The sequence below is a fragment of the Streptomyces sp. NRRL B-24484 genome, assembly GCF_000717715.1.
Classification (GTDB): domain Bacteria; phylum Actinomycetota; class Actinomycetes; order Streptomycetales; family Streptomycetaceae; genus Kitasatospora.
In genome coordinates, this window is record NZ_JOAI01000009.1 from 148,644 (window position 1) to 175,419 (window position 26,776).

31 protein-coding genes are annotated in these 26,776 nt (G+C 74.0%); 20 read left to right on the top strand and 11 right to left on the bottom strand.

The window, feature by feature from the left end:
* Positions 1–413 precede the first annotated feature (413 nt).
* Complete coding sequence (locus tag IE98_RS0110920) at positions 414–1,493, bottom strand: HAD family hydrolase (protein WP_030267847.1); 1,080 nt, start codon at positions 1,491–1,493, stop codon at positions 414–416.
* Between the two features lie 108 nt (positions 1,494–1,601).
* Here IE98_RS0110920 and IE98_RS0110925 point away from each other — a divergent pair, with 108 nt between their 5' ends.
* The 7 genes from IE98_RS0110925 (at position 1,602) to hemB (ending at position 8,863) form a co-directional block, all read left to right on the top strand.
* Positions 1,602–1,877 (top strand): glutaredoxin family protein, encoded by a 276-nt coding sequence (locus IE98_RS0110925; protein ID WP_030267848.1) that lies wholly within the window; start codon positions 1,602–1,604, stop codon positions 1,875–1,877.
* A 184-nt stretch (positions 1,878–2,061) separates the two neighbouring features.
* Positions 2,062–2,775: a 3'-5' exonuclease gene (locus IE98_RS0110930; RefSeq protein ID WP_063748902.1), complete on the top strand. Its 714-nt coding sequence runs from the start codon at positions 2,062–2,064 to the stop codon at positions 2,773–2,775.
* Positions 2,776–2,876: 101 nt separating this feature from the next.
* Positions 2,877–3,788 carry a redox-sensing transcriptional repressor Rex gene (locus tag IE98_RS0110935; protein WP_030267850.1) on the top strand — a complete coding sequence of 304 codons (912 nt, stop codon included), beginning with the start codon at positions 2,877–2,879 and terminating at the stop codon, positions 3,786–3,788.
* Positions 3,785–5,131, top strand: coding sequence for a glutamyl-tRNA reductase (locus IE98_RS0110940; protein WP_030267851.1), 1,347 nt, complete (start codon positions 3,785–3,787; stop codon positions 5,129–5,131). Before IE98_RS0110935 ends, IE98_RS0110940 begins: the two co-directional genes overlap by 4 nt.
* Positions 5,132–5,172: 41 nt before the next feature.
* A complete protein-coding gene (hemC, locus tag IE98_RS0110945) occupies positions 5,173–6,171 on the top strand; it encodes a hydroxymethylbilane synthase (RefSeq protein ID WP_106976563.1) in 999 nt (332 codons plus the stop codon).
* Positions 6,168–7,814: a uroporphyrinogen-III synthase gene (locus tag IE98_RS0110950; RefSeq protein ID WP_030267853.1), complete on the top strand. Its 1,647-nt coding sequence runs from the start codon at positions 6,168–6,170 to the stop codon at positions 7,812–7,814. The genes hemC and IE98_RS0110950 overlap by 4 nt, the downstream gene beginning before the upstream one ends.
* A gap of 68 nt (positions 7,815–7,882) precedes the next feature.
* Positions 7,883–8,863: a porphobilinogen synthase gene (gene hemB / locus IE98_RS0110955; protein ID WP_030267854.1), complete on the top strand. Its 981-nt coding sequence runs from the start codon at positions 7,883–7,885 to the stop codon at positions 8,861–8,863.
* A gap of 101 nt (positions 8,864–8,964) precedes the next feature.
* On the opposite strand, the gene IE98_RS0110960 is transcribed toward hemB, so the two are convergent.
* The 3 genes from IE98_RS0110960 to IE98_RS0110970 form a co-directional block, all read right to left on the bottom strand.
* Complete coding sequence (locus tag IE98_RS0110960; RefSeq protein WP_030267855.1) at positions 8,965–9,222, bottom strand: hypothetical protein; 258 nt, start codon at positions 9,220–9,222, stop codon at positions 8,965–8,967.
* A 255-nt stretch (positions 9,223–9,477) separates the two neighbouring features.
* Positions 9,478–9,825, bottom strand: coding sequence for a hypothetical protein (locus IE98_RS0110965; protein WP_030267856.1), 348 nt, complete (start codon positions 9,823–9,825; stop codon positions 9,478–9,480).
* A 153-nt stretch (positions 9,826–9,978) separates the two neighbouring features.
* Positions 9,979–10,323, bottom strand: coding sequence for a hypothetical protein (locus IE98_RS0110970; protein WP_030267857.1), 345 nt, complete (start codon positions 10,321–10,323; stop codon positions 9,979–9,981).
* A gap of 309 nt (positions 10,324–10,632) precedes the next feature.
* Here IE98_RS0110970 and IE98_RS0110975 point away from each other — a divergent pair, with 309 nt between their 5' ends.
* Positions 10,633–11,283 carry a hypothetical protein gene (locus IE98_RS0110975; RefSeq protein WP_030267858.1) on the top strand — a complete coding sequence of 217 codons (651 nt, stop codon included), beginning with the start codon at positions 10,633–10,635 and terminating at the stop codon, positions 11,281–11,283.
* 88 nt (positions 11,284–11,371) lie between these two features.
* On the opposite strand, the gene IE98_RS0110980 is transcribed toward IE98_RS0110975, so the two are convergent.
* From IE98_RS0110980 to IE98_RS0110995, 4 genes are all read right to left on the bottom strand, one after another.
* Entirely contained in the window at positions 11,372–11,761 is a 390-nt protein-coding gene (locus IE98_RS0110980; protein ID WP_030267859.1) for a hypothetical protein, read from the bottom strand.
* A gap of 117 nt (positions 11,762–11,878) precedes the next feature.
* Positions 11,879–12,148, bottom strand: coding sequence for a chaplin (locus IE98_RS0110985; RefSeq protein ID WP_030267860.1), 270 nt, complete (start codon positions 12,146–12,148; stop codon positions 11,879–11,881).
* A gap of 90 nt (positions 12,149–12,238) precedes the next feature.
* Positions 12,239–12,481 (bottom strand): chaplin, encoded by a 243-nt coding sequence (locus tag IE98_RS0110990; RefSeq protein WP_030267861.1) that lies wholly within the window; start codon positions 12,479–12,481, stop codon positions 12,239–12,241.
* Between the two features lie 307 nt (positions 12,482–12,788).
* Complete coding sequence (locus IE98_RS0110995; protein ID WP_030267862.1) at positions 12,789–13,031, bottom strand: chaplin; 243 nt, start codon at positions 13,029–13,031, stop codon at positions 12,789–12,791.
* 343 nt (positions 13,032–13,374) lie between these two features.
* Here IE98_RS0110995 and IE98_RS0111000 point away from each other — a divergent pair, with 343 nt between their 5' ends.
* Both IE98_RS0111000 and IE98_RS0111005 read left to right on the top strand, forming a co-directional pair.
* Positions 13,375–13,614 (top strand): chaplin, encoded by a 240-nt coding sequence (locus IE98_RS0111000; RefSeq protein WP_030267863.1) that lies wholly within the window; start codon positions 13,375–13,377, stop codon positions 13,612–13,614.
* Positions 13,615–13,922: 308 nt separating this feature from the next.
* Complete coding sequence (locus IE98_RS0111005; protein WP_234443494.1) at positions 13,923–15,578, top strand: RICIN domain-containing protein; 1,656 nt, start codon at positions 13,923–13,925, stop codon at positions 15,576–15,578.
* Between the two features lie 49 nt (positions 15,579–15,627).
* On the opposite strand, the gene IE98_RS0111010 is transcribed toward IE98_RS0111005, so the two are convergent.
* A complete protein-coding gene (locus IE98_RS0111010) occupies positions 15,628–15,810 on the bottom strand; it encodes a hypothetical protein (protein WP_030267865.1) in 183 nt (60 codons plus the stop codon).
* 111 nt (positions 15,811–15,921) lie between these two features.
* Here IE98_RS0111010 and IE98_RS0111015 point away from each other — a divergent pair, with 111 nt between their 5' ends.
* The 3 genes from IE98_RS0111015 to IE98_RS0111025 all read left to right on the top strand — a co-directional run bounded on the left by IE98_RS0111015 (position 15,922) and on the right by IE98_RS0111025 (position 18,163).
* Positions 15,922–17,139, top strand: coding sequence for a serpin family protein (locus tag IE98_RS0111015; RefSeq protein ID WP_030267866.1), 1,218 nt, complete (start codon positions 15,922–15,924; stop codon positions 17,137–17,139).
* A gap of 5 nt (positions 17,140–17,144) precedes the next feature.
* Positions 17,145–17,345 carry a hypothetical protein gene (locus tag IE98_RS0111020; RefSeq protein ID WP_159400878.1) on the top strand — a complete coding sequence of 67 codons (201 nt, stop codon included), beginning with the start codon at positions 17,145–17,147 and terminating at the stop codon, positions 17,343–17,345.
* A gap of 68 nt (positions 17,346–17,413) precedes the next feature.
* Entirely contained in the window at positions 17,414–18,163 is a 750-nt protein-coding gene (locus IE98_RS0111025) for a Clp protease N-terminal domain-containing protein (protein WP_030267868.1), read from the top strand.
* A gap of 187 nt (positions 18,164–18,350) precedes the next feature.
* Here IE98_RS0111025 and IE98_RS0111030 read toward each other — a convergent pair whose 3' ends face one another.
* Positions 18,351–18,839: a hypothetical protein gene (locus tag IE98_RS0111030; protein ID WP_030267869.1), complete on the bottom strand. Its 489-nt coding sequence runs from the start codon at positions 18,837–18,839 to the stop codon at positions 18,351–18,353.
* 490 nt (positions 18,840–19,329) lie between these two features.
* On the opposite strand from IE98_RS0111030, the gene hemL reads away from it, so the two are divergent.
* The 7 genes from hemL (at position 19,330) to IE98_RS0111065 (ending at position 26,354) form a co-directional block, all read left to right on the top strand.
* Positions 19,330–20,706, top strand: a complete 1,377-nt coding sequence (gene hemL / locus IE98_RS0111035; protein ID WP_030267870.1) for a glutamate-1-semialdehyde 2,1-aminomutase — start codon at positions 19,330–19,332, stop codon at positions 20,704–20,706.
* Between the two features lie 23 nt (positions 20,707–20,729).
* Complete coding sequence (locus IE98_RS0111040; RefSeq protein ID WP_052390400.1) at positions 20,730–21,377, top strand: histidine phosphatase family protein; 648 nt, start codon at positions 20,730–20,732, stop codon at positions 21,375–21,377.
* A gap of 186 nt (positions 21,378–21,563) precedes the next feature.
* Complete coding sequence (locus IE98_RS0111045; protein ID WP_030267872.1) at positions 21,564–22,160, top strand: TlpA family protein disulfide reductase; 597 nt, start codon at positions 21,564–21,566, stop codon at positions 22,158–22,160.
* A complete protein-coding gene (locus IE98_RS0111050; protein WP_030267873.1) occupies positions 22,157–22,927 on the top strand; it encodes a cytochrome c biogenesis CcdA family protein in 771 nt (256 codons plus the stop codon). The genes IE98_RS0111045 and IE98_RS0111050 overlap by 4 nt, the downstream gene beginning before the upstream one ends.
* A 2-nt stretch (positions 22,928–22,929) precedes the next feature.
* Positions 22,930–24,672, top strand: a complete 1,743-nt coding sequence (gene resB, locus IE98_RS0111055; RefSeq protein ID WP_043173897.1) for a cytochrome c biogenesis protein ResB — start codon at positions 22,930–22,932, stop codon at positions 24,670–24,672.
* 3 nt (positions 24,673–24,675) lie between these two features.
* A complete protein-coding gene (gene ccsB / locus IE98_RS0111060) occupies positions 24,676–25,809 on the top strand; it encodes a c-type cytochrome biogenesis protein CcsB (protein WP_030267875.1) in 1,134 nt (377 codons plus the stop codon).
* Positions 25,810–25,949: 140 nt separating this feature from the next.
* Positions 25,950–26,354, top strand: coding sequence for a hypothetical protein (locus tag IE98_RS0111065; RefSeq protein WP_030267876.1), 405 nt, complete (start codon positions 25,950–25,952; stop codon positions 26,352–26,354).
* 57 nt (positions 26,355–26,411) lie between these two features.
* Here the strand turns inward: IE98_RS0111065 and IE98_RS0111070 are convergent, their stop codons facing one another.
* A complete protein-coding gene (locus IE98_RS0111070; protein ID WP_030267877.1) occupies positions 26,412–26,618 on the bottom strand; it encodes an acyl-CoA carboxylase subunit epsilon in 207 nt (68 codons plus the stop codon).
* Positions 26,619–26,776: the final 158 nt, after the last annotated feature.

A 26,776-nucleotide genomic window follows, 5' to 3' on the forward strand; every position in this document is an offset into this window, starting at 1 on the left:
TGCAATGACGGCTACACCCTGTGGCGGAACTGGTCGTTTGGGATCCGGATGACGCGTATATTCAGCCGGTACTGATCGTCGGTGGCCGCCGGGATCGCGCTCTGGGTGATCGAATGTCGACGCAGTGTGACCGATTCCAGTGAGGGGCGGGCGCTTTCCCTGCCTCGCGGCCCGGTAACCCACAACTTTCCCGAGGTGTCGAACGATCGGATCCGGTCAACGGTGAAGCGGTGGCGACAGACTGTCGTCCGTACGATGTCGCCCGTAGGTGTGAGGAGTTGACGGGCCGCGGGTGGACGTCCCGGCAACCGCCCCGGACCAGGGCACATGTGACGGCGGGTCGGGTGCCGGCGGGCGCGGCGGCGGGCTCCGGACGGTGCGGTCCCGGCTCCCGTGCGGGTGCGTCCGGCGGCTCAGGCGGTGCGGCGGCGCCGGTGCGCGGCCAGTGCCGCGGCCGTGGCACCCGCCGCGACGCCGAGACCGGCGGCGGCCGGCAGCCCCACCCGGGCGGCCTTGCGGCCCGTCCGGAAGTCGCGGACCCGCCAGCCGTGCGTCCGCGCGTGCCGGCGCAGCGAGGCGTCCGGGTTCACCACGTAGGGGTGGCCGACCAGGCTGAGCATCGGGATGTCGTTGGCGGAATCGCTGAACGCCGCGCAGCGGGAGAGGTCCAGCTGCTCGCGGCGGGCCAGCGCCTGCACCGCGGCCGCCTTGGCCGGCCCGTGCAGCAGCCCGCCCACCAGCCGGCCGGTGTACTCGCCGTCCGAGGTCTCGGCGACGGTGGCCAGGGCCCCCGTCATGCCCAGCCTGCGGGCGATGATCCGGGCGATCTCCTGCGGCGCGGCGGTGACCAGCCAGACCCGCTGCCCGGCGTCCAGGTGCATCTGGACGAGCGCCCGGGTGCCGGGCCAGACCTTGTCCGCGATGACCTCCTCGAAGATCTCCTCGCAGATCTGCTCCAGCTCGGCCGTCCGCTTGCCGGCGACCAGGCCGAGCGCGGTGTCCTGGGCGTCCGCGATGTGCGCCGGGTCCTCCGAGCCGTGCAGCCGGAACCAGGTCTGCTGCCAGACGAAGCGGGCGACGTCGCGGCGGGTGAAGAACCGCCGCCGGTACAGGCCGACGCCGAGGTAGAACATCGCGGCGCCGCGCAGGATCGTGTTGTCGCAGTCGAAGAACGCGGCCGCCTGCGGGTCGCCGGGCGTCGGGGTGTGGTCCTCGGCGGGAGCCTTCCGGCCCCGACCCGCCTTCTCGGCCTTCTCCGTCTTCTCGGCCTTCTCCGACCCGTCCGCCCCGTCCGACCCGTCCGCCCCGTCCGACCCGTCCGCCCCGGTCCCGTCCGTGCGCCCCGCGGTGGCGGCGGCGCCGTTCCGCTCCGCGCGCTGCGCCGCGACGGCGAGCAGGTCGGCCTCGGCCGCGTCGGCGGCGGCCTCGCCCGCCAGCGCGGTCCGCTCGTCGGGGGAACGCCTTGCGAGGTGGAGCCTTCGTAGCGCGGCCATGGACCGAGCATAGCCAGCCGGGACGGGGTTCCCGTGACGCCCGCGTGCAGGACCCGTTAACGGTGCGCATCGGAGCCGTGACCCTTGCCACGGGCGCACAATGGCGGGGTGAGCCTGCTGCGACGCGACAAGAACAAGAAGCCCGCCGACCGGGTGGTCACCCTGATCGGCAAGCCCGGCTGCCACCTCTGCGACGACGCGCGCACGATCCTCGTCCGGGTGACCGGCGAGCTCGGCGCCGCCTTCGAGGAGAAGGACATCACCCAGGACGAGACGCTGTACCACCAGTACGCCGAGCAGATCCCGGTCACCCTGATCGACGGCCGCCAGCACGACTTCTGGCGGGTGGACGAGCGCCGGCTGCGCACCGCCCTCGGCGCCTGATCCGGCGGCCCTCCGCCCCGCCGCCCCGCCGCTGAGCCCACCGTGACCCCCGCCGATCGGCGGGGGGGGCGGGCTGAATCGTTGCCGACCCGATAGAGATCACCCGCCGAATCGGCGAATTCGTCGGCTTACGATCGAGCCTGTTTCGTGTCCGCCGGGGGCCGCAGGCGAAGGAGAGAGCGCGATGGGCGGCTATGCCGTCGTCGACGTCGAGGCCACCGGTCGCAGCCCCTGGCGGCACCGGGTCGTCGAGGTCGCCGTCGTCCTGCTGGACGAGGGGCTCCGCACCGAGGAGGCCTTCTCCACCCTGATCGACCCCGGAGGGCCGGTCGGGCCCACCCACGTGCACCGGATCACCCAGGACGACGTGGTCGGCGCCCCGCGCTTCCGCGAGGTCGCCCCGTACCTGCTCGACCTGCTCGCCGACCGGGTCATGGTCGGCCACCACGTCACCTGCGACCACGCCTTCCTGGAGCGCGAGTACGCCCGGATCGGGGTGCCGCTGCCGCCCGTCCCGCTGCTGTGCACCATGCGCATGGCCCGCACCCGGCTGCCCGCCGCCGCCGGCTGGGGCCTCACCGCCTGCGTCGAGGCGGCCGGCCTCGGCCGGTACCCGGCGCACACCGCGATGGGCGACGCCCGGGCCTCCGCCGACCTGCTCCGCCACTACGCCCTGGCCGGGGCGCTGCCGCCCGCCGACCGCCGGGAGCCGCCGCCGGACGCCGTCCCCGCTCCCTGGCCCCGGCTGGCCCGGGCGCGCTCGCTGGCGGGCGGCGAACTCGTGCCGCTGCCGCGCCGCGAGACCCCGCCCGGCCCGTGGCCGCAGGGTGCGGCCGGATTCGGGGCAGGTGTTCCGGTGGGCCCCGGAACGGCGACGGCCCCGCAGGGAGGCGAGTGATGCGCATCACTGTGGAGGGACAAATCGGACACCATCTTTGTGCACACGTTCACAAACGCATAGCCTGGCTGCCAAAGCCCAGCTTCACCCTCGGGAGCACCGTGGCAATCGGCCGACCCACCCAGAGCAGTTCGCAGGCGCCCGACACCGGCGCCGCGCGCCGACCCTCGCGTGCCCGGGGCATCCCGGAGGCGACCGTCGCCCGCCTCCCCCTCTACCTGCGGGCCCTGACCGCGCTCTCCGAGCGGTCCGTCCCCACCGTCTCCTCCGAGGAGCTGGCCGCCGCCGCCGGCGTGAACTCCGCCAAGCTCCGCAAGGACTTCTCCTACCTCGGCAGCTACGGCACCCGCGGCGTCGGCTACGACGTCGAGTACCTGGTCTACCAGATCTCCCGTGAGCTGGGTCTCACCCAGGACTGGCCGGTCGTCATCGTCGGCATCGGAAACCTCGGCCACGCCCTCGCCAACTACGGCGGCTTCGCGTCCCGCGGATTCCGGGTCGCCGCCCTGCTCGACGCCGACGCCGGCGTCGTCGGCACCACCGCCGCCGGCCTGCCCGTGCGGCACATGGACGAGCTGGAGTCCATCGTCGAGAGCCAGCAGGTCTCCATCGGCGTGATCACCACCCCGCCCGGCGCCGCTCAGCAGGTCTGCGACCGGCTGGTCGAGGCCGGCGTCACCAGCATCCTCAACTTCGCCCCCACCGTGCTGACCGTCCCGGACGGCGTGGACGTGCGCAAGGTCGACCTCTCCATAGAGCTCCAGATCCTCGCCTTCCACGAGCAGCGCAAGGCCGGCGAGGAGCCCGGCGGCGGCGACTCCGTCCTCGACCGGGCCCCCGGCCCGGTCCGCGCCGCGGCCGCCAAGCTGCGCCGCGCCGCCGGCGGCGCCACCAAGTCCGAGCCCGCCAAGGGCGCCGACCGGTCCGTCCAGGGCCGGGCCGCCAAGACCGCGGCCGGCGCCAACCCCGCCGCCGCGGGCGAGGGCGACCTCTCGGCGGTGATGCCGGCATGAGCCTGCTCGTCGTCGGACTGAGCCACCGCACCGCCCCGGTCGGCGTGCTGGAGCGCGCCGCCCTCACCGGTGAGGTCCCCACCCGCCTGCTGCACGACGCCGCCGCCTCGGCCACCGTCGCCGAGGCCGCCCTGGTCAACACCTGCAACCGGATCGAGCTCTACGCGGACGTGGACAAGTTCCACGCCGGCGTCGCCGAGCTCTCCCTGCTGCTCGCCCACCACAGCGGCGTCGACCTGGAGGAGCTCACCGCCCACCTCTACGTCCACTACGAGGACCGCGCCGTCCACCACCTCTTCTCGGTGGCCTGCGGCCTGGACTCGATGGTCGTCGGCGAGGGCCAGATCCTCGGCCAGCTGCGCGACGCCCTGGCCCGCGCCCAGGACGAGCACACCGCCGGCCGCGGCCTCAACGAGCTGTTCCAGCAGGCACTGCGGGTCGGCAAGCGGGCCCACAGCGAGACCGGCATCGACAAGGCCGGACAGTCCCTGGTCACCTTCGGCCTGGAGCAGGTCGCCGCCGGCGCCGGCGACATCGCCGGCAAGCGCGTCCTGGTCGTCGGCGCCGGCTCGATGAGCTCGCTCGCCGCCGCGACCCTCGTCCGCGCCGGCGTCACCGACCTGCTGATCGCCAACCGCACCGCCGAGCGCGCCGAGCGCCTGGTCACCATCCTCGGCACCGGCCGCACCGTGGACTTCGCCAAGGTCCCCGAGACGCTCGCCGACGTCGACCTGGTCGTCTCCTGCACCGGCGCGGCCGGCGTGGTCGTCACCGCCGAGCAGGTCGCCTCCGCGGTCGCCGCCCGCACCGGCGACGGCCCGCTCGCCTTCCTCGACCTGGCGATGCCGCGCGACGTCCACCACGACGTCCACGAGCTGCCCGGCGCCCTGCTGGTCGACATCGAGAGCCTCTCCCACGCGCACTCCGCCGCCGGACCGGGCGCCGCCGACGTCGACGCCGTCACCGGCATCGTCTCCGACGAGGTCGCCGCCTTCGGCGCCGCCCAGCGCGCCGCCCGGATCGCCCCCACCGTGGTGGCGCTCCGGTCGATGGCCTCCGACGTCGTCAGCGGCGAACTCGCCCGGCTGGAGTCCCGGCTGCCCGACCTCGACGAGCGCTCCCGCGCCGAGATCGGCCAGGCCGTCCGCCGCGTCGTCGACAAGCTGCTGCACGCCCCCACCGTGCGGGTCAAGCAGCTCGCCGCCGAGCCCGGCGGCGCGTCCTACGCGGACGCGCTGCGCGAGCTCTTCGACCTGGACCCGGCGGCCGTGCACGCGGTCTCCGGCACCCCGGCGGCCACGCCGGGCACCGGCCACGCCCCCCGCGGCGGAGCGGCCGGATGAACCCCCTCAACCCCCACCGGCACGACCTGGACGAGCACCCCATGAATGGTCAACTGAGCAGCCCCCCGGGCGCCCCCGAGCAGCCGCTGCGCCTCGGCACCCGACGCAGCGCCCTCGCCATGGCGCAGTCCGGCATGGTCGCGCGCGAGGTGAGCCGGGTCACCGGCCGCCCGGTGGAACTGGTCGAGATCACCACCTACGGCGACACCTCCCGCGAAGCGCTGGCGCAGATCGGCGGCACCGGCGTCTTCGTCTCGGCGCTGCGCGACGCCCTCCTGGAGGGCCGCATCGACCTCGCCGTGCACTCCCTGAAGGACCTCCCCACCGCCGCCCCGGCCGGGCTGCTGCTCGCAGCCGTCCCGGAGCGCGAGGACTCCCGCGACGCCCTGGTGGCGCGGGACGGCCTCACCCTCGGGGAACTCGTCGAGAAGCTCGCCGGCAGCGGTCGCACCGCCCGCGTCGGCACCGGCTCCCCGCGCCGGACGGCCCAGCTCAACGCCTGGGCCGCCACCCGCGGCACCGCCCTGGAGACGGTCGCGATACGCGGCAACGTCGACACCCGGATCGGCTACGTCGCCTCCGGCGAGCTGGACGCGGTGGTCCTCGCCACCGCCGGGCTCAACCGGCTCGGCCGCGGCGCCGAGATCACCGAGCACCTCGACGCCGAGCTGATGGTCCCGGCCCCCGGCCAGGGCGCCCTCGCCGTCGAGTGCACGGACGCCGCGCTCGCCGCGCAACTCGCCGCGCTCGACCACCGGCCCACCCGGGCCGCCGTCGTCGCCGAGCGCGCCCTGCTGGCCGCCCTGGAGGCCGGCTGTTCGGCGCCCGTCGCCGCGCTGGCCACCTGGGCCGGCACCGAACTGCGGCTGGAGGGCGTGGTCGGCACCACCGACGGCGCCACCCTGCTGAGAATGACCGCCACCGGCCCGCTCGTCCTGGACGGGACGGCCGAGGAGCAGGCGGCGGCCCTCGGCCGCGCGCTGGCTGCCCGGCTGCTCGACCAGGGGGCGGCCGGCCTGATGGGGGAGCGAAACCGATGAGCCCCACCGCCGCCACCAGCCCCTCCAACGGCCCGGTCCAGCCGACCGGCCGCTGCACCTTCCTGGGAGCCGGCCCGGGCGACCCCGGTCTGCTCACCCTCCGTGCGGTCGACGTGCTGGCCTCCGCCGACGTGCTGATCGCCGACCCGCTCACCGCGGCCGCCGTCCGCGCGCACTGCCCGGCCGGCGTCCAGGTGCACAACCCCGCCGAGGAGGCGGGCCTCGACGTCGCCAGGCTCGTCGCGGACGCCGTCCGCGCCGGCAAGCACGTGGTGCGCACCGTCGACGGCGACCCCGGCCTGGACGGCTGCGCCGCCGAGGAGATGCTCGGCTGCGCGGGCGCGGCGATCGCCTTCGAGGTGATCCCGGGCGTCGCCCAGTCGGTCGGCGTCCCGGCCTACGCCGGCGTCCCGCTGCGCAGCAGCCAGGGCGCGGACGTGCGCTTCGTCGACGCGGCGGCGCTGCTCGGCGGCGCCGGTGTCGACCTGGGCGCGCTGGAGACCACCCTGGTCGTCCGCACCACCCTCGGCCAGCTGCCGGCCACCGCCAACGCGCTGGTCGCCAACGGCCGCAAGCCGGAGGCCGCGCTCTCCGCGACGCTGTCGGGCACCACCACCCGCCAGCGCACCTTCACCTCCACGCTGGCTGGCATCGCCGCCGACCTGAAGGCGGCCCGGGTGCTGCCCTCCCCGGTGTCGGCCCCGGTCGACCCGGCGACGCCGGTGATAGCCGTGGTGGGCGAGCAGGTCGCCCACCGCTCCTCGCACTCGTGGTTCGAGACCAAGCCGCTGTTCGGCTGGAACGTCCTCGTCCCGCGGACGAAGGAGCAGGCGCACGGCCTCTCCGACCAGCTGCGCGGCTACGGCGCCGTCCCGCAGGAGGTGCCGACCATCGCGGTGGAGCCCCCGCGCACCCCGCAGCAGATGGAGCGGGCGATCAAGGGCCTGGTGACCGGCCGCTACGAGTGGATCGCGTTCACCTCGGTCAACGCCGTGAAGGCCGTCCGGGAGAAGTTCGAGGAGTACGGGCTGGACGCCCGTGCCTTCGCCGGCATCAAGGTCGCCGCGGTCGGCGAGACCACCGCCCAGGCCCTGGTCGACTTCGGCGTGAAGCCCGACCTGGTGCCCTCCGGCGAGCAGTCCGCCGCCGGCCTGCTGGAGGACTGGCCGCCGTACGACCCGGTCTTCGACCCGATCGACCGGGTGCTGCTGCCGCGCGCGGACATCGCCACCGAGACGCTCGTCGCCGGCCTGGTCGAACTCGGCTGGGAGGTGGACGACGTGACGGCGTACCGCACCGTCCGCGCCTCGCCGCCGCCGGCCGAGACCCGCGAGGCGATCAAGGGCGGCGGCTTCGACGCGGTGCTCTTCACCTCGTCGTCCACCGTGCGGAACCTGGTCGGCATCGCCGGCAAGCCGCACAACGTGACCGTGATCGCCTGCATCGGCCCGGCCACCGCCAAGACCGCCGAGGAGCACGGCCTGCGGGTCGACGTGATGGCGCCCGCGCCGTCCGCCGCCGCACTGGCCCAGGCCCTGGCCGAGTTCGGCGCCCGCCGCCGGGACACCGCGGTCGCCGCCGGCGAACCGGTCTACCGGCCGAGCGAGCGCCGCCCCGGGTCGCGCCGCAAGGCCGCCCGCTGAACCCCGCCGCCGGGGAGGCTCCGAGCCTCCCCGGCGGTCCCGTGTCGTACCGGAGAGAGAAGCAGCAGTTGTCCGCCGAATTCCCGACCGTACGCCCGCGCCGCCTCCGCTCGACCCCGGCGATGCGCCGGCTGGTCGCCGAGACCCGCCTGCACCCGGCCGAGCTGATCCTGCCCGCCTTCGTCCGCGAGGGCATCGCCGAGCCGAAGCCGATCACCTCGATGCCGGGCGTCGTCCAGCACACCCGGGACACCCTGCGCCGCGCCGCCGTGGAGGCCGCCGAGGCCGGCCTCGGCGGCATCATGCTGTTCGGCGTCCCCGAGGTGCAGGACGCCGTCGGCAGCGAGGGCACCAACCCGGACGGGATCCTGCAGCAGGCCATCCGCGACGTGGTCTCCGAGGTCGGCGACCAGCTGGTCGTGATGTCCGACCTCTGCCTGGACGAGTACACCGACCACGGCCACTGCGGCGTCCTCGCCGAGGACGGCTCGGTCGACAACGACGCCACCCTGGAGCGCTACGCCGAGATGGCCGTGGTGCAGGCCGACGCCGGCGTCCACCTGGTCGGCCCGTCCGGGATGATGGACGGTCAGATCGGTGTCGTCCGGCGGGCGCTGGACGAGGCCGGCCACCAGGACACCGGCATCCTCGCCTACACCGCCAAGTACGCCTCGGCCTTCTTCGGGCCGTTCCGCGAGGCGGTCGGCTCCTCCCTCAAGGGCGACCGCAAGAGCTACCAGCAGGACCCGGCCAACGCCCGCGAGTCGCTGCGCGAGCTGGAGCAGGACCTCGCCGAGGGTGCCGACATGGTGATGGTGAAGCCCGCCATGGCCTACCTGGACGTGCTGCGGCAGATCGCCGACGCCTCCCCGGTGCCGGTCTCCGCCTACCAGGTCTCCGGCGAGTACGCGATGGTCGAGGCCGCCGCCGCCAACGGCTGGGTGGACCGCGAGCGGATCATCCTGGAGACGCTCACCTCGATCCGCCGGGCCGGCGCCGAGCAGATCCTCACCTACTGGGCGGTCGAGGCCGCGGGGATGCTGCGCTAGGAGCTCCCTCCGGGGCGCTCGGGCGGGCGCCCCGTGCGGTGCACGCGAAGAGGCCGGGCCGCGGATGTCCGCGGCCCGGCCTCCGGTGCGTCTGCGACGGGTCAGCCGATGTGGGCCTCGCCGTCGGCACCGCCGCCGACGGCCGTGCTGGTGGCCCAGCCCCACTCCTGGCCGATCACGGAGATGTTGCTGGTCTCGGCCCAGCCGTGGCCCTCGCCCGCGACGAACGGGTCGTCGGCGGTGGCCACCAGGTGGGCGCCGCCGCCCGCGTCCACGTGCGCCTGGGCGGGCGCCGCGACGCCGGCCACGGCCAGCGCGCCGACGGCGGTCAGCAGGGCCTTGCCGAGCATGCTCTTCATGATGGAGAGGTCCTCTCTACGACGGTGATGCGGACTCAACTGATCACAACAAGCCGCCCCGGCACGGCAACCACGCGCCCGGTACGACACACCGTCACCCGTACGCCCCCGCCGGGACCGCTGTGCGGAGCGGACCCGGCGGACGGAGGGGGAGGGGTGGCGCGGCCCGGCCGGCGACGGCCGGCCGGGGAACGGCGACCGCCGGGCCCGGAGGAGCGGCTCCCCCGGGCCCGGCGGCAGATCGGACCGGCAGGATCAGCCGATCAGGTGGGACACGCCGCCGTCGCCGCTGCCCACGGTGTTCTGGCCCACCACGCAGGTCTGCTGCGGCTGGTTGTTGAGGACCGGGACCTCGATCGGCACGGCGAGGCCGACGACCGCGCCGACCGCGATGTTGTGGACCTCGGGCAGGCAGAGGTTCGGGTTGTCCAGCGTGTGGTAGTTCGGGCTGTGGTCACCGGTGGTGCCGGTGGCGTTGGTGCCGCCGTTGCCCTGGATGGAGGTGGCAGCACCGTCGGCGTCGCCGATCGCCATCGCGGGGGCGGCGGCCATGGCGACACCGGCGGCGGCGACGCCGGCGGCGGCGAGAGCCTTCTTGATCATTTCTGCGTTCCTTCGTGGGATCTTCGGTAGGGAGTGGAGCCTCGGCCCGGCGGGTGGCTCACGCCGGGCTTTCTGCGCCGGTGCGGCCGGGGGAGCGGCCGAACCGGGGGGTACGGGGCGGGGCGCACGGCCCCGGGGTGCAGCGGGCGGGCGTCAGCCGACGAGGTGGGAGACGCCGCCGTCGCCGCTGCCGAGGGTGCCCTGGCCGACCACGCAGGTCTGCTTGGGCTGGTTGTTGAGGGCGTCGACCTCGACCGGAACCGCCACGCCGAGCACGGCCACGCCGATGTTGTGGATCTCGGGGAGGCAGACGTTCGGGTTGTCGGCGAAGTGGAAGTTGGGGCTGTGGTTGCCCCAGGTGCCGGTGGCGTTGGTGCCGCCGTTGCCCTGGATCGAGCCGGCGGAGCCGTCCGCGTTGCCGATCGCGCCGGCCGGAGCCGCGGCGGTGGCGAGGGCGGCGGCCGCCAGGCCGAGGCCCGCGAAGGTCTTCTTCAGCATGGGAGATACCTCTCTGAAACGCTCGGGTGCGGCGGCTCGGCGGCCGTGCCCGGTGTCGGTGGAATCCGGTCGCGTCGCCGTCGAGCTGCGACATCCCATTCAAAGAATGACCGGCGGGAAAGTTACGCAGATTCTTCGCAGGCGTCTTATTGATCATCAGGTCGGCGGTATTCCAGTCCGACTATTAGCCCGTACTGGTTAACCGACGCAATCCCGCCGGTGGTCGGTCGTTGCGCAGATTGCTTTTCCGCAGGGCTCTTCCCGCGGAACCGCCCCGGTAGAACGCACTCGGACAGAACGGTGAATTGAATGAAGCTCTCCAAGCGGGCCACCGGCGCCCTGCTGCTCGCGGTCGGTGCCGGCGTCGTCTCCGCGCAGGGCGCGGCCGAGGCCCGCCCGATGACGCCCGGCGAGGTGGCGGCCGTCGAGAACGGCCTCGCGGGCAAGGAGGTGCCGTTCGACGTGCCGCTGCCGCTGCTCACGCAGACCGGCACGCTCTCCGGCGGACTGCCCGCCTCGCCGCTGCAGCCCCCGGTGCCCGAGGAGCACCCGGGCGCCCAGCTCGTCCCGGAGCGCATCGTCCCCGCGGTCAACACCGGCCGGGTCGGCCCGGCCGTCGACGCGGTGGTGCCGCTGCCCGCCGCCGACGAGAGCACCGAGCTCGGCCAGGCCGTCCTCAGCGTCCCGGCCGCCCCGATCCGGACGGCCGGCCCGGCCCTGGAGCTCGGCCAGCCGCTGCGCTACGCCACCGACCACAGCGGCGAGTTCGCGGACGGCGCGCTCTCCTTCGGCGAGCTCGACCCGCAGCTGGTCACCGCGCCGGTGCAGGCGGTGCCCGGCGCGAAGGCCTCGCTCGGCGGCGACGACCAGCGGGTCTCGGTCACCGACACGGTCGGCAACCTGACGGCGGCCGCCACCGGGGCGCTCTCCTCCGACGTGCTGGCGCAGCCCGCGTTCTGACCCGTGCGGCGGAACGACGGGAGCCCGACACCCCCCCCGAGGGTGCCGGGCTCCCGTCGTTCCGCCGCGTCCGCGGGCCGGTCGCGGCTCAGCCGGGCAGCAGGCCCAGCGCCGGGCCGACCACCGGCAGGCTCTGCGGTCCGCCGCCCGCGCTCAGCGGCGAGGTCAGCGGCGAGGTGCCGACCGTCGGCACCCCGTTGTCCGGCTGGACGGCGACGCCGTTGTTCAGCACGTCCGCGGAGGACTGCGCCCACGGGTCGAGCCGCAGGTTCTTCACCGGGGCCACCGCGTACCCGAGCGCGCCGGTCGTTCCGCCGACCACCTGCCCGGTGTCGGGGGTCTGCAACTGGGCGGTGGGCCGGGGCAGTCCGGCCGGGGCTGCCTGCTCGGCGGCGGCGGCCGGGCCGGCCGCCGCGCCCACCGCGGCGGCCGCGCCGAGTGCGGCCAGCAGGCCGGTTCGGGCCGTCTTCAGCACCATGGAGGATTCCTTCTGTCGGTGGGGTGGGTGGCCGCCGGCCGGTCCGCCGCGGCTACGCGAACTGCCCCCCGGCCGGCGGCCGGGGGGCAGACGCACGAGTCGTGCCGATCGTGGTGATCAGCAGTCCTCCTCCTGGACCTGCGGCGGCGCATCCACGTTGGCGCAGGTGTTGCCGAACGCCGGGTTCAGCAGGCCGACCACGTTGACCGAGTTGCCGCAGACGTTGACCGGGACGTGCACCGGGACCTGGACGAGGTTGCCGGACAGCACGCCGGGCGAGCCCGCCGCGACGCCCTGCGCGCCGGAGCTGGCGGCGGCGGCGCCCGCGCCGCCGAGCACGATGCCGGCCGCGGCGGTGAGAACGGCGGCCTTCTTCACGTTCTGCATGGGAGTCGATCTCCTAATCACACACGGGGAGGGTGCGCCGCACCCGGCGGGGCCGGGCGCGGCGCGGACACGGCGTCAGCCGACGGCTGGTCAGCCGACGTTGGCGCAGGAGTTGCCGAACGCCGGGTTCAGGGCGCCGATCACGTTGACGGTGTTGCCGCACAGGTTGACCGGGACGTGCACCGGGACCTGGACGAGGTTGCCGGACAGCACGCCGGGGGAGCCGGCGGCGACGCCCTCGGCGCCGGAGCTGGCGGCGGCGACACCGGCGCCGGAGGCGACCAGGCCGGCGGCGGCGATGGTGAGGACGGTGGCCTTCTTGAACGTGCGCATGGGAATTGTCCTTAGGTTCGTGCCCGGATCTCCCTGGGAAGGGCCGGGCGCCGGGCGGATGGGAATCATCGCCCGGAATTTCCTGGGTGCTCCGTGATGGTCACTCCCCGCGGCCCGAATGGCGCCTGTCGCCCGTGGCTCGGGCGAGCCGTCGGCCGCATGCGGTCGTGCGCGCCGCCACCGGTTCCCGCACGGCCGGGAATTCGGTCGCACCGCGGCGCCGCCAGGAGGGCGCCTCGCGGCTCCTCCTGGGAGTCGTGGGGCCGGCCCGCGGGCCGGCGGGGGCCGCCGGAGGGCGGCCCGGGGATCAGATGTTGGCGCAGGCGTTGCCGAACGCGGGGTTCAGCAGGCCGATCACGTTGACGGTGTTGCCGCAGACGTTGACCGGGACGTGCACCGGGACCTGGATCAGGTTGCCGGACAGCACGCCGGGGGAGCCGGCGGCGACGCCCTCGGCCGTCGCGCCCGAGGCGGACGCGGTGGCCGCGCCGCCGAACAGCATGGCGGCCGCGGCCGCGGTGCCGAGGGCGCCGAAGGCGATCTTGCGCATGGTGCAGTCTCTTTCTGTTCGCGTTCCCCGCGCCGGTCGTGCCGCGGGCCGTGGGGCGCCGCGGTCCCGCCCGGGCGGGAGGGGCCGGCCGGCCCGGGGTCCCCGGGCCGGACCGGTCGAGCCGGTACGCAGAGGAGAACGACCGCGGCCGCCGGGGGAAACGGGCTGATCCCACGATCACCCGAATGCCTTCAGTACTGCGTCCGGGTGAATGTGCCGGTCTGTTCGGTACCGCACCGAGCAGGTCTCGTTGGGCCCGGTGCACGCCCCGTGCCCTTCCGTGCGGAGCCCGAGCGGTCCACCCGAGCGGCCCATGGAAGACCTGAACTACGAGGAGACTCATATGAGCGTCAAGAAGGCCGCCGCTGTCGGCGTCGCCGTTGTGGGCATCGTCGCTGCCGGTGCCGGCACCGCCATGGCGAGCGCCGGCGCCGAGGGCGTCGCGGCCGGTTCCCCGGGTGTCGCCTCGGGCAACAACGTCCAGGTCCCGGTGCACGTGCCGGTCAACCTGTGCGGCAACTCGATCGACGTGATCGGCCTGCTGAACCCCGCGTTCGGCAACTCCTGCGCGAACGTCGGCTGACCGGGTCCCACGCCCGACGGCCGGTCCGCCGGCCGAGTCCGCACGCACCGGGCCGCCGCCCGCGCCCCTTCCTCCTGGGGCCGGGCGGCGGCCCGTTCCGTCGTGCGCCGGGCCTTGTTGGACGGGGTGTCAGTTCCTAGCATGTGAGCCAGGCTCATATTTTCCGCCCCGCACCGGAGTCCCGCGCCGCCGCCCCCACAGCCGCGCCGCGGGACGACGCCACCAGCACCGCGCGCACCGCCCGCACCACGCACCGCTCCACCGCCCGGCTCCCCGCCGGGCGGCCCCCACCCCCACAGGAGTCACGCGTGATCAGCCCACCCCTGTCCGGCCTGCGCGGCCGCCGCGCCGTCGGACTGCCGGCCGCCGCCCTGCTCGCCGCCGTCCTCGGCGTCGCCGGACTGCTGGCCGCCGCCCCCGCCCGGGCCGCCGACGGTGCCGGGGCCCGCCCCGCCGCGATCGTCGCCCTCGGCGACAGCGCCATCTCCGGCGAGGGCGCCGGCACCGACACCGGCGACGACTACGTGCCCGGCACCGACACCCCCGGCAACTACTGCCACCGCTCCACCAGGTCGGAGATCTTTCTCACCGGGCTCCCCGACCTCGTCCCGCTCGACCTCGCCTGCTCCGGGGCGCAGACCGGCGACCTGGTCAGCGACCCCGAGCTGGCGAGGATCACCGGCCCGGGCAGCGGCGACTTCGGCGAGCCCAAGCAGGACGTCCGACTCGCCGACGCCGCGGCGAAGTACGACGTGAAGATGGTGGTCGTCACGATCGGCGCCAACGACGACTTCGACTTCAGCGGCATCATGCTCGCCTGCCTCGGCCAGTACTTCCCGGTGCCCAAGTCGCAGGGCTGCCGGGACACCATCGGCACCGCGGAGATCGCCGCCCGCGCCGAGCGGGTCAAGCCGAAGGTCGCCGCCGCGCTGACGAACGTCCGGGCCACCATGCGCCGGGCCGGCTACGCCGACTCCTCCTACCAGCTGGTCTACCAGTCCTACTTCACGCCGATCACGCCCGACATCCGGCGCAACGACTACCTCGGCAAGATCGCGGACGGCTGCCCGGCCTTCCCCGAGGACCTCGCCTGGGGCCACAACCTGGTCGTCCCGGCGCTCAGCGACGCGCTGCGCGAGGCGGCCGGCCGGGTGCCCGGCGTGCGCTACCTCGACCAGCGGCGGGTCAGCTACGGCCACGAGGTCTGCGCCCGCTGGACGAGCTCGCCGTACGAGTACACCAACGGCGACGTCATCGACGTCTCCGAGCGCACCCGCAACGGCTGCGACCAGGAGATCGGGATCCCCGGGGTGTGCATGAACATGGTCCGGCAGTCGTACCACCTGCGGGTGGCCGGCTACCGCGGCGAGGCCGCCTGCCTCGCCCAGTTCTACCGCCGGCCCGGGCTCGACCAGGCCTTCTGCTCGCTGGACCGGACGAACACCACCTCGATCGCCCCGCTGACCGCCGGGCAGCCCTTCCCGGACACCCCCGAGGACGGCTCCTGGTACCGGCTCACCAACGCGGCGACCGGCCAGGCCCTCGACATCGCGGGCGGCGGCACCTACGGGGACGCCACCGACGGCCGGGCCGCCATCACCTACCGGCCGACCGGCGGCCTCAACCAGTCCTTCCTGCTGCGGGCGGCGGCCGGCGGCAGCTTCGAACTCGCCTCCACCGCCAACACGTCCATGTGCCTGGACGCCACCGGCGGTTCCACCGCGCCCGGCACCCGGCTCGTCCAGTGGCACTGCCACGGCGGCGGCAACCAGCACTGGCTGCTGCTGCCCGCCGGCGACGGCCGCTACCGGATCGCCGACTCCCAGGACCTGACGAGGCTGGCCACCGCCACCACCGCGCTCGACCCGCAGGGCAACCGCACCCTCGCCCTCGCCCCGGACACCGGCACCCCCGACCAGCTCTGGCAGCTCGACGAGCTCGGCATCTCCTACCTGCCGAACTGACCACCCCGGCGGGCGGGGCGCTGCCGCGTCCCGTCCGCCGCCGCCCGGCTCAGTGCCCGTCCACGTTCCACTCGTCCACCACGAAGGTGACGGGCTCACGGAGTTCGCCCGGTTCGCGGCCACCGAGCCGGGCGGCGAGGTCCGCCGCCGTCCGGGCGGGGACCCCGGGCGGCGCCGTCCTGGCCCGCTGCGCGATGTCGGCCGGTCCGGCGTACCGGTGGAGCCTGCCCATGACCGGCACCGCAGGTACGGCGGAGGCGCGGGCGCATCCGGAAATCCGGTGGCCTGGGCCGAGGGACGTGCCTAGGCTGCGGCGCACCACCGGTACGGCAGGGCGGGGAGCATGCTTTCGACCACGACGGTACGGGCCGTCAATTCGCTGACCGAGCGCTGGGCGCGCGGTGTTCCGACGGCCGGGGGCACGGTGTTCACCGCGGCCGGACTGTGGCCGCTGCTTGCGGCGCTCGCCTCCGGGGCGGACGGGGCTGCGGGCAAGGAGCTGGCCGACGCGCTCGGGGTGCCGGCCGGGCAGGCCGCCGAGCGGGCCCGCGAACTGCTGGGCGTGCTGGGCCGGTTGCCCGGGGTGGCCGCGGCGGTCGGGCTGTGGACGGTGCCCGCTCTGCAGGTCTCGCCGGAGTGGACGGCCGGCCTGCCGGCGCACCTCCACCAACCGATCACCGGCCCGGAGATCCAGCCCCAGCTGGACGCCTGGGCGGCCCGCCACACGAACGGGCAGATCGAGGAGTTCCCGCTCCGGGTCCAGCCGGACACGCTCCTGCTGCTGGCCTCGGCACTCGCCGTCCGCACCGACTGGATCCGCCCGTTCGAGCCGACGTTCTTCTCCGCCGAGACGGGCCCGTGGGCAGGCCGGGAGTTCGCCGGCCTCTACCGCCTCACCTCGTTGCTCGACAGGGTCGCCGTGGTCGAGACGCCCGCCGGGCCGGTCTCCGAACTGCGGGTGCTGGGCGGCGGCGGGATCGACGTCCACCTGCTCGTCGGGGAGGAGGGCGCCCGCCCGGGCGAGGTCCTCGCCGGTGGGCTCGGCATCCTGACCGGCCGGCACCGCCGGGTGACGGGCGGGCAACTGCCGTACGGCGAGGCCGGGCCCGGGGTCCGGGTCCGCGCCATCCGCAGCGAGGTTCCGCAGCACGAACTGCTGGCGGAGGTAGTGCAGTTCACGGTGGCGGCCGAGCACGATCTGCTGGCGGACGCGGACCGCTTCGGGCTCGGCACGGTGTCCCGGCGCGAGCCCGACGGCACTGGCCACCTTCCGGGGATCTGTGCGGATCCGCCACTCGAAGTCCGGGCGGCCGCGCAGTCGGCGACGGCGACCTTCGGCGCGCTGGGCTTCCGAGCCGCTGCGGTCACCGCCTTCGGGATTGCCGTGGGCTCTGCTCCGACGCCACCGCCGTACCGGGTCCGCCGGGTGTCGTTCACCACGGACCGCCCCTTCGGCTTCCTCGCCGTGCACCGGACCTCCCGGCTGGTGCTGGCGGCGGGCTGGGTGGACCGGCCGGACCCGTACGAGCGGGAGCCGGAGGAGTGGGACGAGGAGGAGTGAACCGGGTGGTGACGTGGGAGGAGCTCGGCGCGGGGGCGCGGGCCGAGGTGGACGGCCGGCTGGCCCGCGGGCAGGTCATCCATGCGATCAAGGCCGTCCGCGACGACTTCGACAACAGTCCGGGCCGGGAGCGCCCCGGGCTCCACGCGGCCGTGGACCTGATCGAGTCCCGTCGCCGGGAGCTCGGCATTCCGGTGTCCCGCTAGGGCCGGACAGGCGCCAGGGGTGTCAACCGACGGTTGACACCCCTGGACTGTCAACCTAGGGTTGACGCATGGTGAATCCGGTGCAGTTGACGCATCCCGTCCGCCTCGACGACCTCATCGAGGCCATCAAGAAGGTCCACCCCGGCGCGCTCGACCAGCTCGCCGACGCCGTCCTCGCCGCCGAGCACCTCGGCGAGATCGCGGACCACCTCATCGGCCACTTCGTGGACCAGGCCCGGCGTTCCGGCGCCTCCTGGACCGACATCGGCAAGAGCATGGGGGTCACCCGGCAGGCCGCGCAGAAGCGCTTCGTGCCCAAGGACCCGGGCGCCCCCTCGGACCTCGACCCGAGCCAGGGCTTCGGCCGCTTCACCCCGCGGGCCCGCAACACGGTGGCGGCCGCCCACGACGAGGCCCGCGCCGCGGGCAACGCCGAGGTCACCCCCGAGCACCTGGTGCTCGGCCTGCTCGCCGAGCCCGACGGCCTCGCCGTCCGGGCGCTCGCCGCCCAGGGGGTCACCGCGGAGGCCGTCCGCGAGGCGGCCGCGGCGGCCCTCCCGCCGGCCGCGGACGAGCGGCCCGAGCTCGTCCCGTACGACGCCCGGGCCCGCAAGGCGCTGGAGTTGACCTTCCGTCAGGCCCTGCGGCTGGGTCACAACTACATCGGCACCGAGCACATCCTCTTCGCCCTGCTGGAGCTGGAGGACGGCGCGGGCCCGCTCTCCGGGCTCGGCGTCGACCGGGCGGCCGCGGAGTCGCTGATCGCCGAGGCGCTCGCAGCCTTCGCCGCCGCCGCTCCGTCACCGGCCGAGGAGTAACGAGCGGCGGCGAGGAGCAGCACGGCCGCCCGCAGGGGGCGCGCAGAGGCATCACCCGGCTTCCGGGTGTCTCCGCGCGCCCCCTGTCGCATGCCGACGGACTGCGGGTGCTCGCGGGGAGGCATGCCGAGGGGCGGCCGGGCCCACCGGCCGGGGCCGGCCCCGGCCAGGAGCCGGCGGAGGGGGCCTACGGCCAGACCAGGCAGTACAGCTGGTGGCCGGCGTCGTGCAGGCGGTTGGCGAAGTCCTGCCACTCGTGCAGCATCTGGTAGATCACGAAGGCGTCGCGCGGGCCGCGCCGGTCCGGAACGGTCGACCAGATGAAGGCGGCGGCGCCGAGCTGGGTCTCGTCCGCCTTGCGCAGCGGCTCGACCACGTTGTGCGGCAGCTGCACGACCGCGTAGTCGGGGTGCAGCACGACCAGTTCCAGCGGAGGGACCTGGTGCAGCGGAACGCCCTGGATGCCGGTGAGCACCATCGCGCTCATCGTCTCGGGCTTGATCTTGGTGGAGAGGTGGCCGTTGAGCGAGCCGCTCGTCTCCATCAGGTCGCCGAGCCGGCCCAGCGCGCCGAGCTCCCCGGCGTCGAGGCCCAGGCCGCCGGGACCCAGCGCGGTGGGGACTCTCGCCGCGGTGGCCCGGTCGGGCGCGCCGAAGTACTTGTAGGTGACTCCCACGCGTCCCTCGCCCCGCCTTCCCCTGCCTGTACCCGTACCCCCGCCGTGCGCGGCCTCCGCGGAGGGACGGGTGCCACCCGTGGCCTCCTCGAAACCGTCCTGCGCCTCGGACACTCGGACCATCCTCACCGGAATTCGCCGGAATCGACAGACCCCCACACGCCCGGTGTCCCTCCGAACGTGCCACTTACCCGTCTCGTGCCGCCGTACACACCGCTGACCGCAACGCCCCGCGACCGCGTCGCCGCGGCCTTCGGGCCGGTTCGAACGGTCGCCCCCGGCGTCCGTCGGCCCGATCCGGGACGTGCGTCCCGCAGTGCCCAGGACCTCCGGCCCGCCGGCCGGACTCCTTCGCGACGGTCGCACGGACAACCGTACAGTCCGAACCCCCTGCCGAGGCAGCAGCACACGGATCATCGTTCCAGATGATCGGGTCGGGCATGCAGAGTGCAAGGACACGATTTGAGAGCATGTTCAGGTGAGCAACCCCGTGAGCAACCCCGAGAGCGGGTCCGACAGCGACCCGCGGACCAGTCCCCCGAGCTATCCGTACGAGGCCCCGCAGTCCCGGTCGCTGTTCGAGCGCGCCTCCGTCGTCACCCCCGGTGGCGTGAACTCGCCAGTCCGGGCCTTCCGCGCGGTCGGCGGCACCCCCCGCTTCATGGTGTCCGGCAGCGGCCCGTACCTGACCGACGCCGACGGCCGTGAGTACGTCGACCTGGTCTGCTCCTGGGGCCCGATGATCCTGGGCCACGCGCACCCGGCCGTGATCGGGGCGGTGCAGCAGGCGGTCGTCCGCGGCACCTCCTTCGGCACCCCTGGCGAGGGCGAGGTCGAGCTGGCCGAGGAGATCACCGCCCGGGTGGCGCCGGTCGAGCAGGTCCGCCTGGTCTCCAGCGGCACCGAGGCGACCATGTCCGCGATCCGGCTCGCCCGCGGCTTCACCGGCCGCGCGAAGATCGTGAAGTTCGCCGGCTGCTACCACGGCCACGTGGACGCGCTGCTCGCCGCCGCGGGCTCCGGGGTCGCCACCTTCGCCCTGCCGGACACCCCCGGTGTCACCGGTGCCCAGGCGGGCGACACCATCGTGCTCCCCTACAACGACCTGGAGGCCGTCCGGCAGGCCTTCGCGGCCCACCCCGGCGAGATCGCCTGCGTGATCACCGAGGCCTCGCCCGGCAACATGGGCGTCGTCCCGCCGCTGCCCGGCTTCAACCGGGGCCTGTCCGAGCTCTGCCGGGCCGACGGCGCGCTGTTCATCTCCGACGAGGTGATGACCGGCTTCCGCGTCTCCAAGGCCGGCTGGTACGGCCTGGAGGCCGCGCACGAGGGCTGGGCGCCGGACCTGCTCACCTTCGGCAAGGTCATGGGCGGCGGCTTCCCGGCCGCGGCCTTCGGCGGCCGCGCCGACGTCATGGCGTACCTGGCCCCGGCCGGCCCGGTCTACCAGGCCGGCACGCTCTCCGGGAACCCGATCGCCACCGCCGCGGGCCTCGCCCAGCTGCGCAACTGCACCGACGAGGTCTACGCCGCCGTCGACCGGGTCGCCGAGCAGGTCTCCGGCCTGGTGACCGAGGCGCTCGCCAAGGAGGGCGTGGCCCACCGGCTGCAGAAGGCCGGGAACATGTTCTCGGTGTTCTTCACCGAGGAGCAGGTCACCGACTACGACGCGGCCCGCCGCCAGCAGGCGTTCCGCTTCAACTCCTTCTTCCACTCGATGCTGTCCCAGGGCGTCTACCTGCCGCCCTCGGCCTTCGAGTCCTGGTTCGTCTCGTCGGCCCACGACGAGCGGGCGATCGAGCGGATCGCCGCCGCCCTGCCCGCGGCCGCCCGGGCCGCCGCCGAGGCCACCGAGGAGGCCGCGTGAGCGAGACCACCGTCGTCCACCTGATGCGCCACGGCGAGGTGCACAACCCGGAGGGCATCCTCTACGGGCGCCTCCCCGGCTACCACCTCTCCGAGCTCGGCCGGCAGATGGCCGACCGGGTCGCCGAGCACCTCGCGGACCGGGACATCACCCACGTGGTGGCCTCGCCGCTGGAGCGGGCCCAGGAGACGGCCGAGCCGATCGGCAAGGCGCACGGCCTGGAGGTGGCCGTCGACGAGCGGCTGATCGAGGCGGACAACATCTTCCAGGGCAAGACCTTCGGCGTCGGCGACGGCTCGCTGAAGAACCCGGGCCACTGGAAGTACCTGACCAACCCGTTCAAGCCGTCCTGGGGCGAGCCGTACATCGAGCAGGTCGTGCGGATGATGGGCGCGCTCGCCGCCGCCCGGGACGCCGCGCGCGGGCACGAGGCGGTCTGCGTCAGCCACCAGCTGCCGATCTGGATCGTCCGCTCGTTCGCCGAGCGCCGGCGGCTGTGGCACGACCCGCGCAACCGGCAGTGCTCGCTGGCCTCGCTGACCAGCTTCACCTACGAGGGCGACCGGATCGTCTCGATCGGCTACCGCGAGCCGGCCCGGGACCTGCTGCCGGCCCACCTGGTGGGCAAGGGCGGCAAGTCCAGGCCGGTCGGCAAGAGCTTCGGCGCCTGACGCACGGGCCCTCGCGCGGAGGCCTTCCCGCAGGGGCGTGCGGGCATTCCCGAGTGACCGCCGACACAGCGGTGAAATGCCTGGGATAAGCGGATCATAAGTGCAGAAACTGCAGGTCAGAGGGGGTTCGACACGTAACGTCGGACCCCCTCAAACCTGCCCAAAGTCCCATGCGAAACTTTTCACATGTCTGGGACGACCCGCCGCCGCACCCGCCTGGCCGCCACGCTCGGTGCCGCCGCCGCGCTCGCGCTGACCGCCTGCAGTTCCGGTACCTCCGACGGCGGGGGGCAGGCCGGCTTCATCACCGGCAAGGCCGGCATCGCCACCGCCGCCCCCGGTGCGCGGACGGCCGCGCCGGCGATCGACGGCAAGACCCTGGAGGGCAAGCCGGTCGCGCTCGCCGACTACAAGGGCAAGGTCGTCGTCCTCAACGTCTGGGGATCCTGGTGCGGCCCGTGCCGGGCCGAGGGCAAGAACCTCCAGGAGGTCGCCCAGAAGTACCAGGACAAGGGCGTCCAGTTCCTCGGCATCAACACCCGGGACGTCGACCCGGCCAACGCCGTCCGCTTCGAGCAGCAGACCGGCATCACCTACCCGAGCCTGTACGACCCGGACGGCACCCAGATCCTGCGCTTCCCCAAGGGCAGCCTCAACCCGCAGTCCATCCCGACCACCATCGTGGTCGACCGCGAGGGCCGGCTGGCCGCCCGCGCGATGCGCGCCCTCTCCACCGAGGACCTGGAGAAGATGATCACTCCGGTCCTCGCGGAGCAGAAGTGAGCGCGCTCGCGGCCTTCGGCACCAACGAGACGGTCTTCAGCGGGGCCCTCGTCCTCGCCCTGCCGATCGCCCTCGCCGCCGGGCTGCTCTCCTTCTTCTCGCCCTGCGTGCTGCCGCTCGTCCCCGGCTACCTCAGCTACGTCACCGGCTTCTCCGCCGTCGACCTCGCCGACGCCAGGGGGGCGCGCCGCGGGCGCATGCTGCTCGGCGCACTGCTGTTCGTGCTCGGCTTCACCGCCGTGTTCGTCTCCACCGGCGCGCTCTTCGGCTTCTTCGGCAACACCCTGCAGGAGTACCAGCGCACCATCAACATCGTGCTGGGCGCGCTGACCGTCCTGATGGGCCTCGCCTTCACGGGCCTGCTGCCCGGCTTCAGCAACCGTGAGGTGCGCACCCACCGCCGTCCCGCGATCGGGCTGGCCGGCGCCCCGCTGCTGGGCCTGGTCTTCGGCGTGGGCTGGACGCCGTGCATCGGCCCGACGCTCTCGTCGATCCTCAACCTCTCGGCCGCCCAGGCCAGCGCCGGGCGCGGCGCGCTGCTGATGACGGTGTACTGCGCCGGACTCGGCGTACCGTTCATCCTTGCCGCGCTCGCCTTCCGCAAGGCGCTCGGGGCGTTCGGCTGGGTCAAGCAGCACTACCAGTGGGTGATGCGGATCGGCGGCGGCATGCTCGTCGTGGTCGGCCTGCTCCTGGTCACCGGCGTGTGGGACGTCCTGATCGACCACATGCGGCAACTCAGCGGCGACACCACGATCGGAATCTGACCGTGAGCGACACCAGGACCGTGACCACCGACGGCGGCGAGGCCGACGTCGAGCGCCTCAGCACCGCCCCCGAGGAGATCGAGGCCCCGGTCGGCATCGGCGTGCTCGGCTGGGCCCGCTGGACGTGGCGCCAGCTCACCTCGATGCGGGTCGCGCTGATCCTGCTCTTCATGCTCTCGCTGGCGGCGATCCCCGGCTCGCTGATCCCGCAGAACAGCCAGAACGCCTTCAAGGTGCAGACCTGGAAGGCCGCCCACCAGGGCATCACCCCGCTCTACGAGAAGCTGCAGCTGTTCGACGTCTACAGCTCGGTCTGGTTCTCGGCGATCTACATCCTGCTGTTCGTCTCGCTGGCCGGCTGCATCGTCCCGCGCACCTGGCAGTTCGTCGGCGTGCTGCGGGCCCAGCCGCCGGCCGCCCCGCGCAACCTGACCCGGATGCCGGTCTACGCGGCCTGGCGCACCGACGCAGACCCCGAGGCGGTCACCGCCGCGGCGCACCGGCTGCTGCGCAAACGCCGTTTCCGGGCGAACCCGGCCGGCGGCGCGGTCGCCGCGGAGAAGGGCTACCTCCGCGAGGTCGGCAACCTGCTCTTCCACTTCTCGCTCTTCGCCCTGCTGGCCGGCTTCGCCTGGGCGAGCCTCGCCAGCGGCCAGGGCGGCAAGCTGATGATCGAGGGCCAGGGCTTCGCCAACACCACCACCCAGTACGACGACTTCACCGGCTCCGCCTTCTACACCGTCGACGACCTGGACGCCTTCGGCTTCAAGCTGGACGGCTTCACCGCCCGCTACCAGACCTCCGGCGAGCAGATCGGCAGCGCGCGCCAGTTCACCGGGCACATCCGGTACTGGACGGGCACCGACGACAAGCGGCTGACCAAGGGCGACATCGAGGTCAACCACCCGCTGGAGATCGGCAGCTCCAAGGTCTTCCTGATCGGCCACGGCTACGCGCCGGTCGTCACCGTGAAGAACGCCAAGGGCGAGGTCGTCTACACGGGCCCGACGCCCTTCCTGCCGCAGGACAGCAACCTCACCTCCACCGGCGTCATCAAGGTCAGCGACTACGGGAAGAAGGACGGCAAGGACGTCGACCTGGGCTTCAACGGCTACTTCCTGCCGACCGCCCCGGTGAACTTCGAGAAGACCGGTCCGATCTCGCTCTTCCCGGACGCCGCCGAGCCGATGCTGGTGCTCACCGCCTTCGCCGGCGACCTCGGCACCGACGCCGGCCTGCCGCAGAACGTCTACCAGCTCGACACCCGCCACATGACCCAGCTGAAGCAGGACGGCGACATCGCCCGGGTCAAGCTCAAGCCCGGCCAGGGCTGGGAGCTGCCGGACGGCTACGGCACCGTCACCTTCGACGGCTACAAGCAGTGGGCCAGCTTCAGCGTCTCCCACCGGCCGGGCAACGCGGTCGCGCTGGCCGGCGCGGTCTGCGCGATCCTCGGCCTGATCGGCTCGCTGTTCGTGCAGCGCCGCCGGATCTGGGTCCGCGCCACCACCTCCCCGGACGGCACCACGCTGGTCGAGCTGGCCGGCCTCGCCCGCAGCGAGTCGGCCCGCACGGCCGAGGAGCTGGCCGAGTTCGCCGTCGACCTCCAGGACGACGCCCCGGCCCTCGACGAGCCCGACCCCGCGTCCGACCCCGTGTCGGAGCAGGACCCCGCGACGGACGGGCCCGGGCCCGCCGCCGTCCCCGCACCGGCAACCCCCGCAGACCCGGACTCCAAGGAGTAGACGGTGAATCTCGCCTCGGTCGACCCTCACCTGGCCGACCTCTCCAACAAGCTGATCTACTCGGCGATGGCCGTGTACACCCTGGCGATGCTCGCCCACCTCTTCGAGTGGACGTTCGGCAGCAAGGGCGCGATCGCCGTCCGCTCCGCCGAGCAGTCCGGCGGGCTGGCCGAGACCCTGGCCGCCGCGGGGGAGTCCAAGGCCGCCCGCAAGGTCACCGTCACGGTGGCCGCCGCGGACGGGGGCACCACCACGCTCACCCGCACCGCCCTGGCCGACGCCGGCGCCACCGTGGTCACCAGCGGCCGCGGCGACGGCTCGGCGGCCGACGGCCCCGGCGCGGCGGGCACCAGCGAGCGCGGCGACCTCGCGGGCCGGATCGCCGTCTCGCTGACCGTCCTCGGCGTCCTGCTGCACGCCGGCGGCGTGCTCACCCGCGGCCTGTCGGTGATGCGCTGGCCGTGGGGCAACATGTACGAGTTCTCCTGCGCCTTCGGCCTCACCATGATGCTCGCCTACCTGGGCCTGCTGGTGGCCGGCAAGAAGGTCCGCTGGCTCGGCCTGCCGGTGGTGCTGGCCGTCCTGCTGACCCTGGGCGTGGCCGTCTCGGTGCTCTACACCGACTCCGAGCAGCTCGTCCCGGCCCTGCACTCGTACTGGCTGGGCATCCACGTCTCCACCGCGATCATCTGCGGCGGCGCGCTGTACGCGGCCTTCGTGGCCACCGTGCTGTACCTCGGCAAGGACTCCTACGAGCGCAGGGTCGAGGCCGGCCTGCCCGGCGGCCCGCTGCGCATCCCGGTCTCGGTCTGGGAGCGGCTGCCCGCCGCGTCGACCCTCGACAAGCTCTCGTACCGGATCAACGCCCTGGTCTTCCCGCTCTGGACGTTCACCATCATCGCGGGCGCGATCTGGGCCGAGGCGGCCTGGGGCAAGTACTGGGAGTGGGACCCGAAGGAGACCTGGTCCTTCATCACCTGGGTCGCCTACGCCGCGTACCTGCACGCCCGGGCGACCGCCGGGTGGAGGGGCCGAAAGGCGGCCTATCTGGCCCTGTTGGCGTTCGCCTGCTGGCTGTTCAACTACTACGGCGTCAACATCTTCGTCACCGGCAAGCACTCGTACGCCGGCGTCTGAGACGCCGCCCGCACGTCCGCGGGCGGCGGCCGGCCCACCCGGCCGCCGCCCGGCGCGGACCGTTCCACCGAAGGAACCGTGAGGGATCGCCCGTCCGGTCGTTGACCAGGACGTCCAGTCAGCCGCGAGGAGGGGCCGCCATGGAGAGCGAAGAGGTCATGCTGACCGTCCGGATCACCGCTGCGGAGAGAGCGCTGCTCCGCCGGCTGGCCCAGGGCCATCGCAGCGACGTCTCCGAGGTCGTCGCGGACGGGCTGCTGGACATCCTGCCGACCCTGCACTGCGCCCAGGACGCCTACCGCCTGGTGGCCGCCTTGCGGGCGCCCGCGCCGTGCGCGCAGACCGTCTGGCTGCCGACCGACCTCGCCGACCTGCTCGGCCCGGCGGCCGGCCGGATCGCCCAGACCACCGGGGTGCGCCTCGGCTCGTCCTGCGTCACGCTCGGCGCCGCCGTGCGGCTCTGGCTGGGCCAGGACCCGCAGCTGCTCGCCGAGCACCTGTCCACCATGCACGAGGGCCGTCCGGCCGCCCTCGCGGCCGCGTAGCGCGGCCTCCGAACGCCCCGGGCCCCGCACGGTCACCGTGCGGGGCCCGGGTGCGTGTCAGGCGGCCTGCTGCCAGCTGACCGGCGAGTAGTACGCCGGGCGGCGCTCCAGGCGCTGCCAGCTGGCGATCGGCTCGACCGCCGGGGCGGCGGCCTGCTGGGCGGTGGCGGCCCGGACGAGCAGCACCGCGGTCAGGGCGGCCAGCTCCTCGGCGTTCAGCGAGCCGCGGACGATGCGGACGAGGGGTTCGGCGGAAGCGCTCATGGTCCTTGTTTCTCCCCCATGGTGAAGTCTGACGGGTTCCGATCGGCGTAAGAACCGGTTACATCGGTGGGTTGCCGTGCTTGCGGCTGGGCAGGTCGGCGTGCTTGGTGCGGAGCATGGCGAGCGAGGCGGCGAGCACCTGGCGGGTTTCGGCGGGG

Excerpts from the sequence above, each read along its gene's own strand:
- IE98_RS0110920 (WP_030267847.1), bottom strand. The coding sequence starts at position 1,493 with ATGGCCGCGCTACGAAGGCTCCACCTCGCAAGGCGTTCCCCCGACGAG.
- IE98_RS0110930 (WP_063748902.1), top strand. The coding sequence starts at position 2,062 with ATGGGCGGCTATGCCGTCGTCGACGTCGAGGCCACCGGTCGCAGCCCC.
- IE98_RS0110940 (WP_030267851.1), top strand. The coding sequence starts at position 3,785 with ATGAGCCTGCTCGTCGTCGGACTGAGCCACCGCACCGCCCCGGTCGGC.
- hemC (WP_106976563.1), top strand. The coding sequence starts at position 5,173 with ATGAATGGTCAACTGAGCAGCCCCCCGGGCGCCCCCGAGCAGCCGCTG.
- IE98_RS0110950 (WP_030267853.1), top strand. The coding sequence starts at position 6,168 with ATGAGCCCCACCGCCGCCACCAGCCCCTCCAACGGCCCGGTCCAGCCG.
- IE98_RS0110960 (WP_030267855.1), bottom strand. The coding sequence starts at position 9,222 with ATGAAGAGCATGCTCGGCAAGGCCCTGCTGACCGCCGTCGGCGCGCTG.
- IE98_RS0110965 (WP_030267856.1), bottom strand. The coding sequence starts at position 9,825 with ATGATCAAGAAGGCTCTCGCCGCCGCCGGCGTCGCCGCCGCCGGTGTC.
- IE98_RS0110970 (WP_030267857.1), bottom strand. The coding sequence starts at position 10,323 with ATGCTGAAGAAGACCTTCGCGGGCCTCGGCCTGGCGGCCGCCGCCCTC.
- IE98_RS0110975 (WP_030267858.1), top strand. The coding sequence starts at position 10,633 with ATGAAGCTCTCCAAGCGGGCCACCGGCGCCCTGCTGCTCGCGGTCGGT.
- IE98_RS0110980 (WP_030267859.1), bottom strand. The coding sequence starts at position 11,761 with ATGGTGCTGAAGACGGCCCGAACCGGCCTGCTGGCCGCACTCGGCGCG.
- IE98_RS0110985 (WP_030267860.1), bottom strand. The coding sequence starts at position 12,148 with ATGCAGAACGTGAAGAAGGCCGCCGTTCTCACCGCCGCGGCCGGCATC.
- IE98_RS0110990 (WP_030267861.1), bottom strand. The coding sequence starts at position 12,481 with ATGCGCACGTTCAAGAAGGCCACCGTCCTCACCATCGCCGCCGCCGGC.
- IE98_RS0110995 (WP_030267862.1), bottom strand. The coding sequence starts at position 13,031 with ATGCGCAAGATCGCCTTCGGCGCCCTCGGCACCGCGGCCGCGGCCGCC.
- IE98_RS0111000 (WP_030267863.1), top strand. The coding sequence starts at position 13,375 with ATGAGCGTCAAGAAGGCCGCCGCTGTCGGCGTCGCCGTTGTGGGCATC.
- IE98_RS0111010 (WP_030267865.1), bottom strand. The coding sequence starts at position 15,810 with ATGGGCAGGCTCCACCGGTACGCCGGACCGGCCGACATCGCGCAGCGG.
- IE98_RS0111015 (WP_030267866.1), top strand. The coding sequence starts at position 15,922 with ATGCTTTCGACCACGACGGTACGGGCCGTCAATTCGCTGACCGAGCGC.
- IE98_RS0111025 (WP_030267868.1), top strand. The coding sequence starts at position 17,414 with ATGGTGAATCCGGTGCAGTTGACGCATCCCGTCCGCCTCGACGACCTC.
- IE98_RS0111040 (WP_052390400.1), top strand. The coding sequence starts at position 20,730 with ATGCGCCACGGCGAGGTGCACAACCCGGAGGGCATCCTCTACGGGCGC.
- IE98_RS0111045 (WP_030267872.1), top strand. The coding sequence starts at position 21,564 with ATGTCTGGGACGACCCGCCGCCGCACCCGCCTGGCCGCCACGCTCGGT.
- IE98_RS0111065 (WP_030267876.1), top strand. The coding sequence starts at position 25,950 with ATGGAGAGCGAAGAGGTCATGCTGACCGTCCGGATCACCGCTGCGGAG.
- IE98_RS0111070 (WP_030267877.1), bottom strand. The coding sequence starts at position 26,618 with ATGAGCGCTTCCGCCGAACCCCTCGTCCGCATCGTCCGCGGCTCGCTG.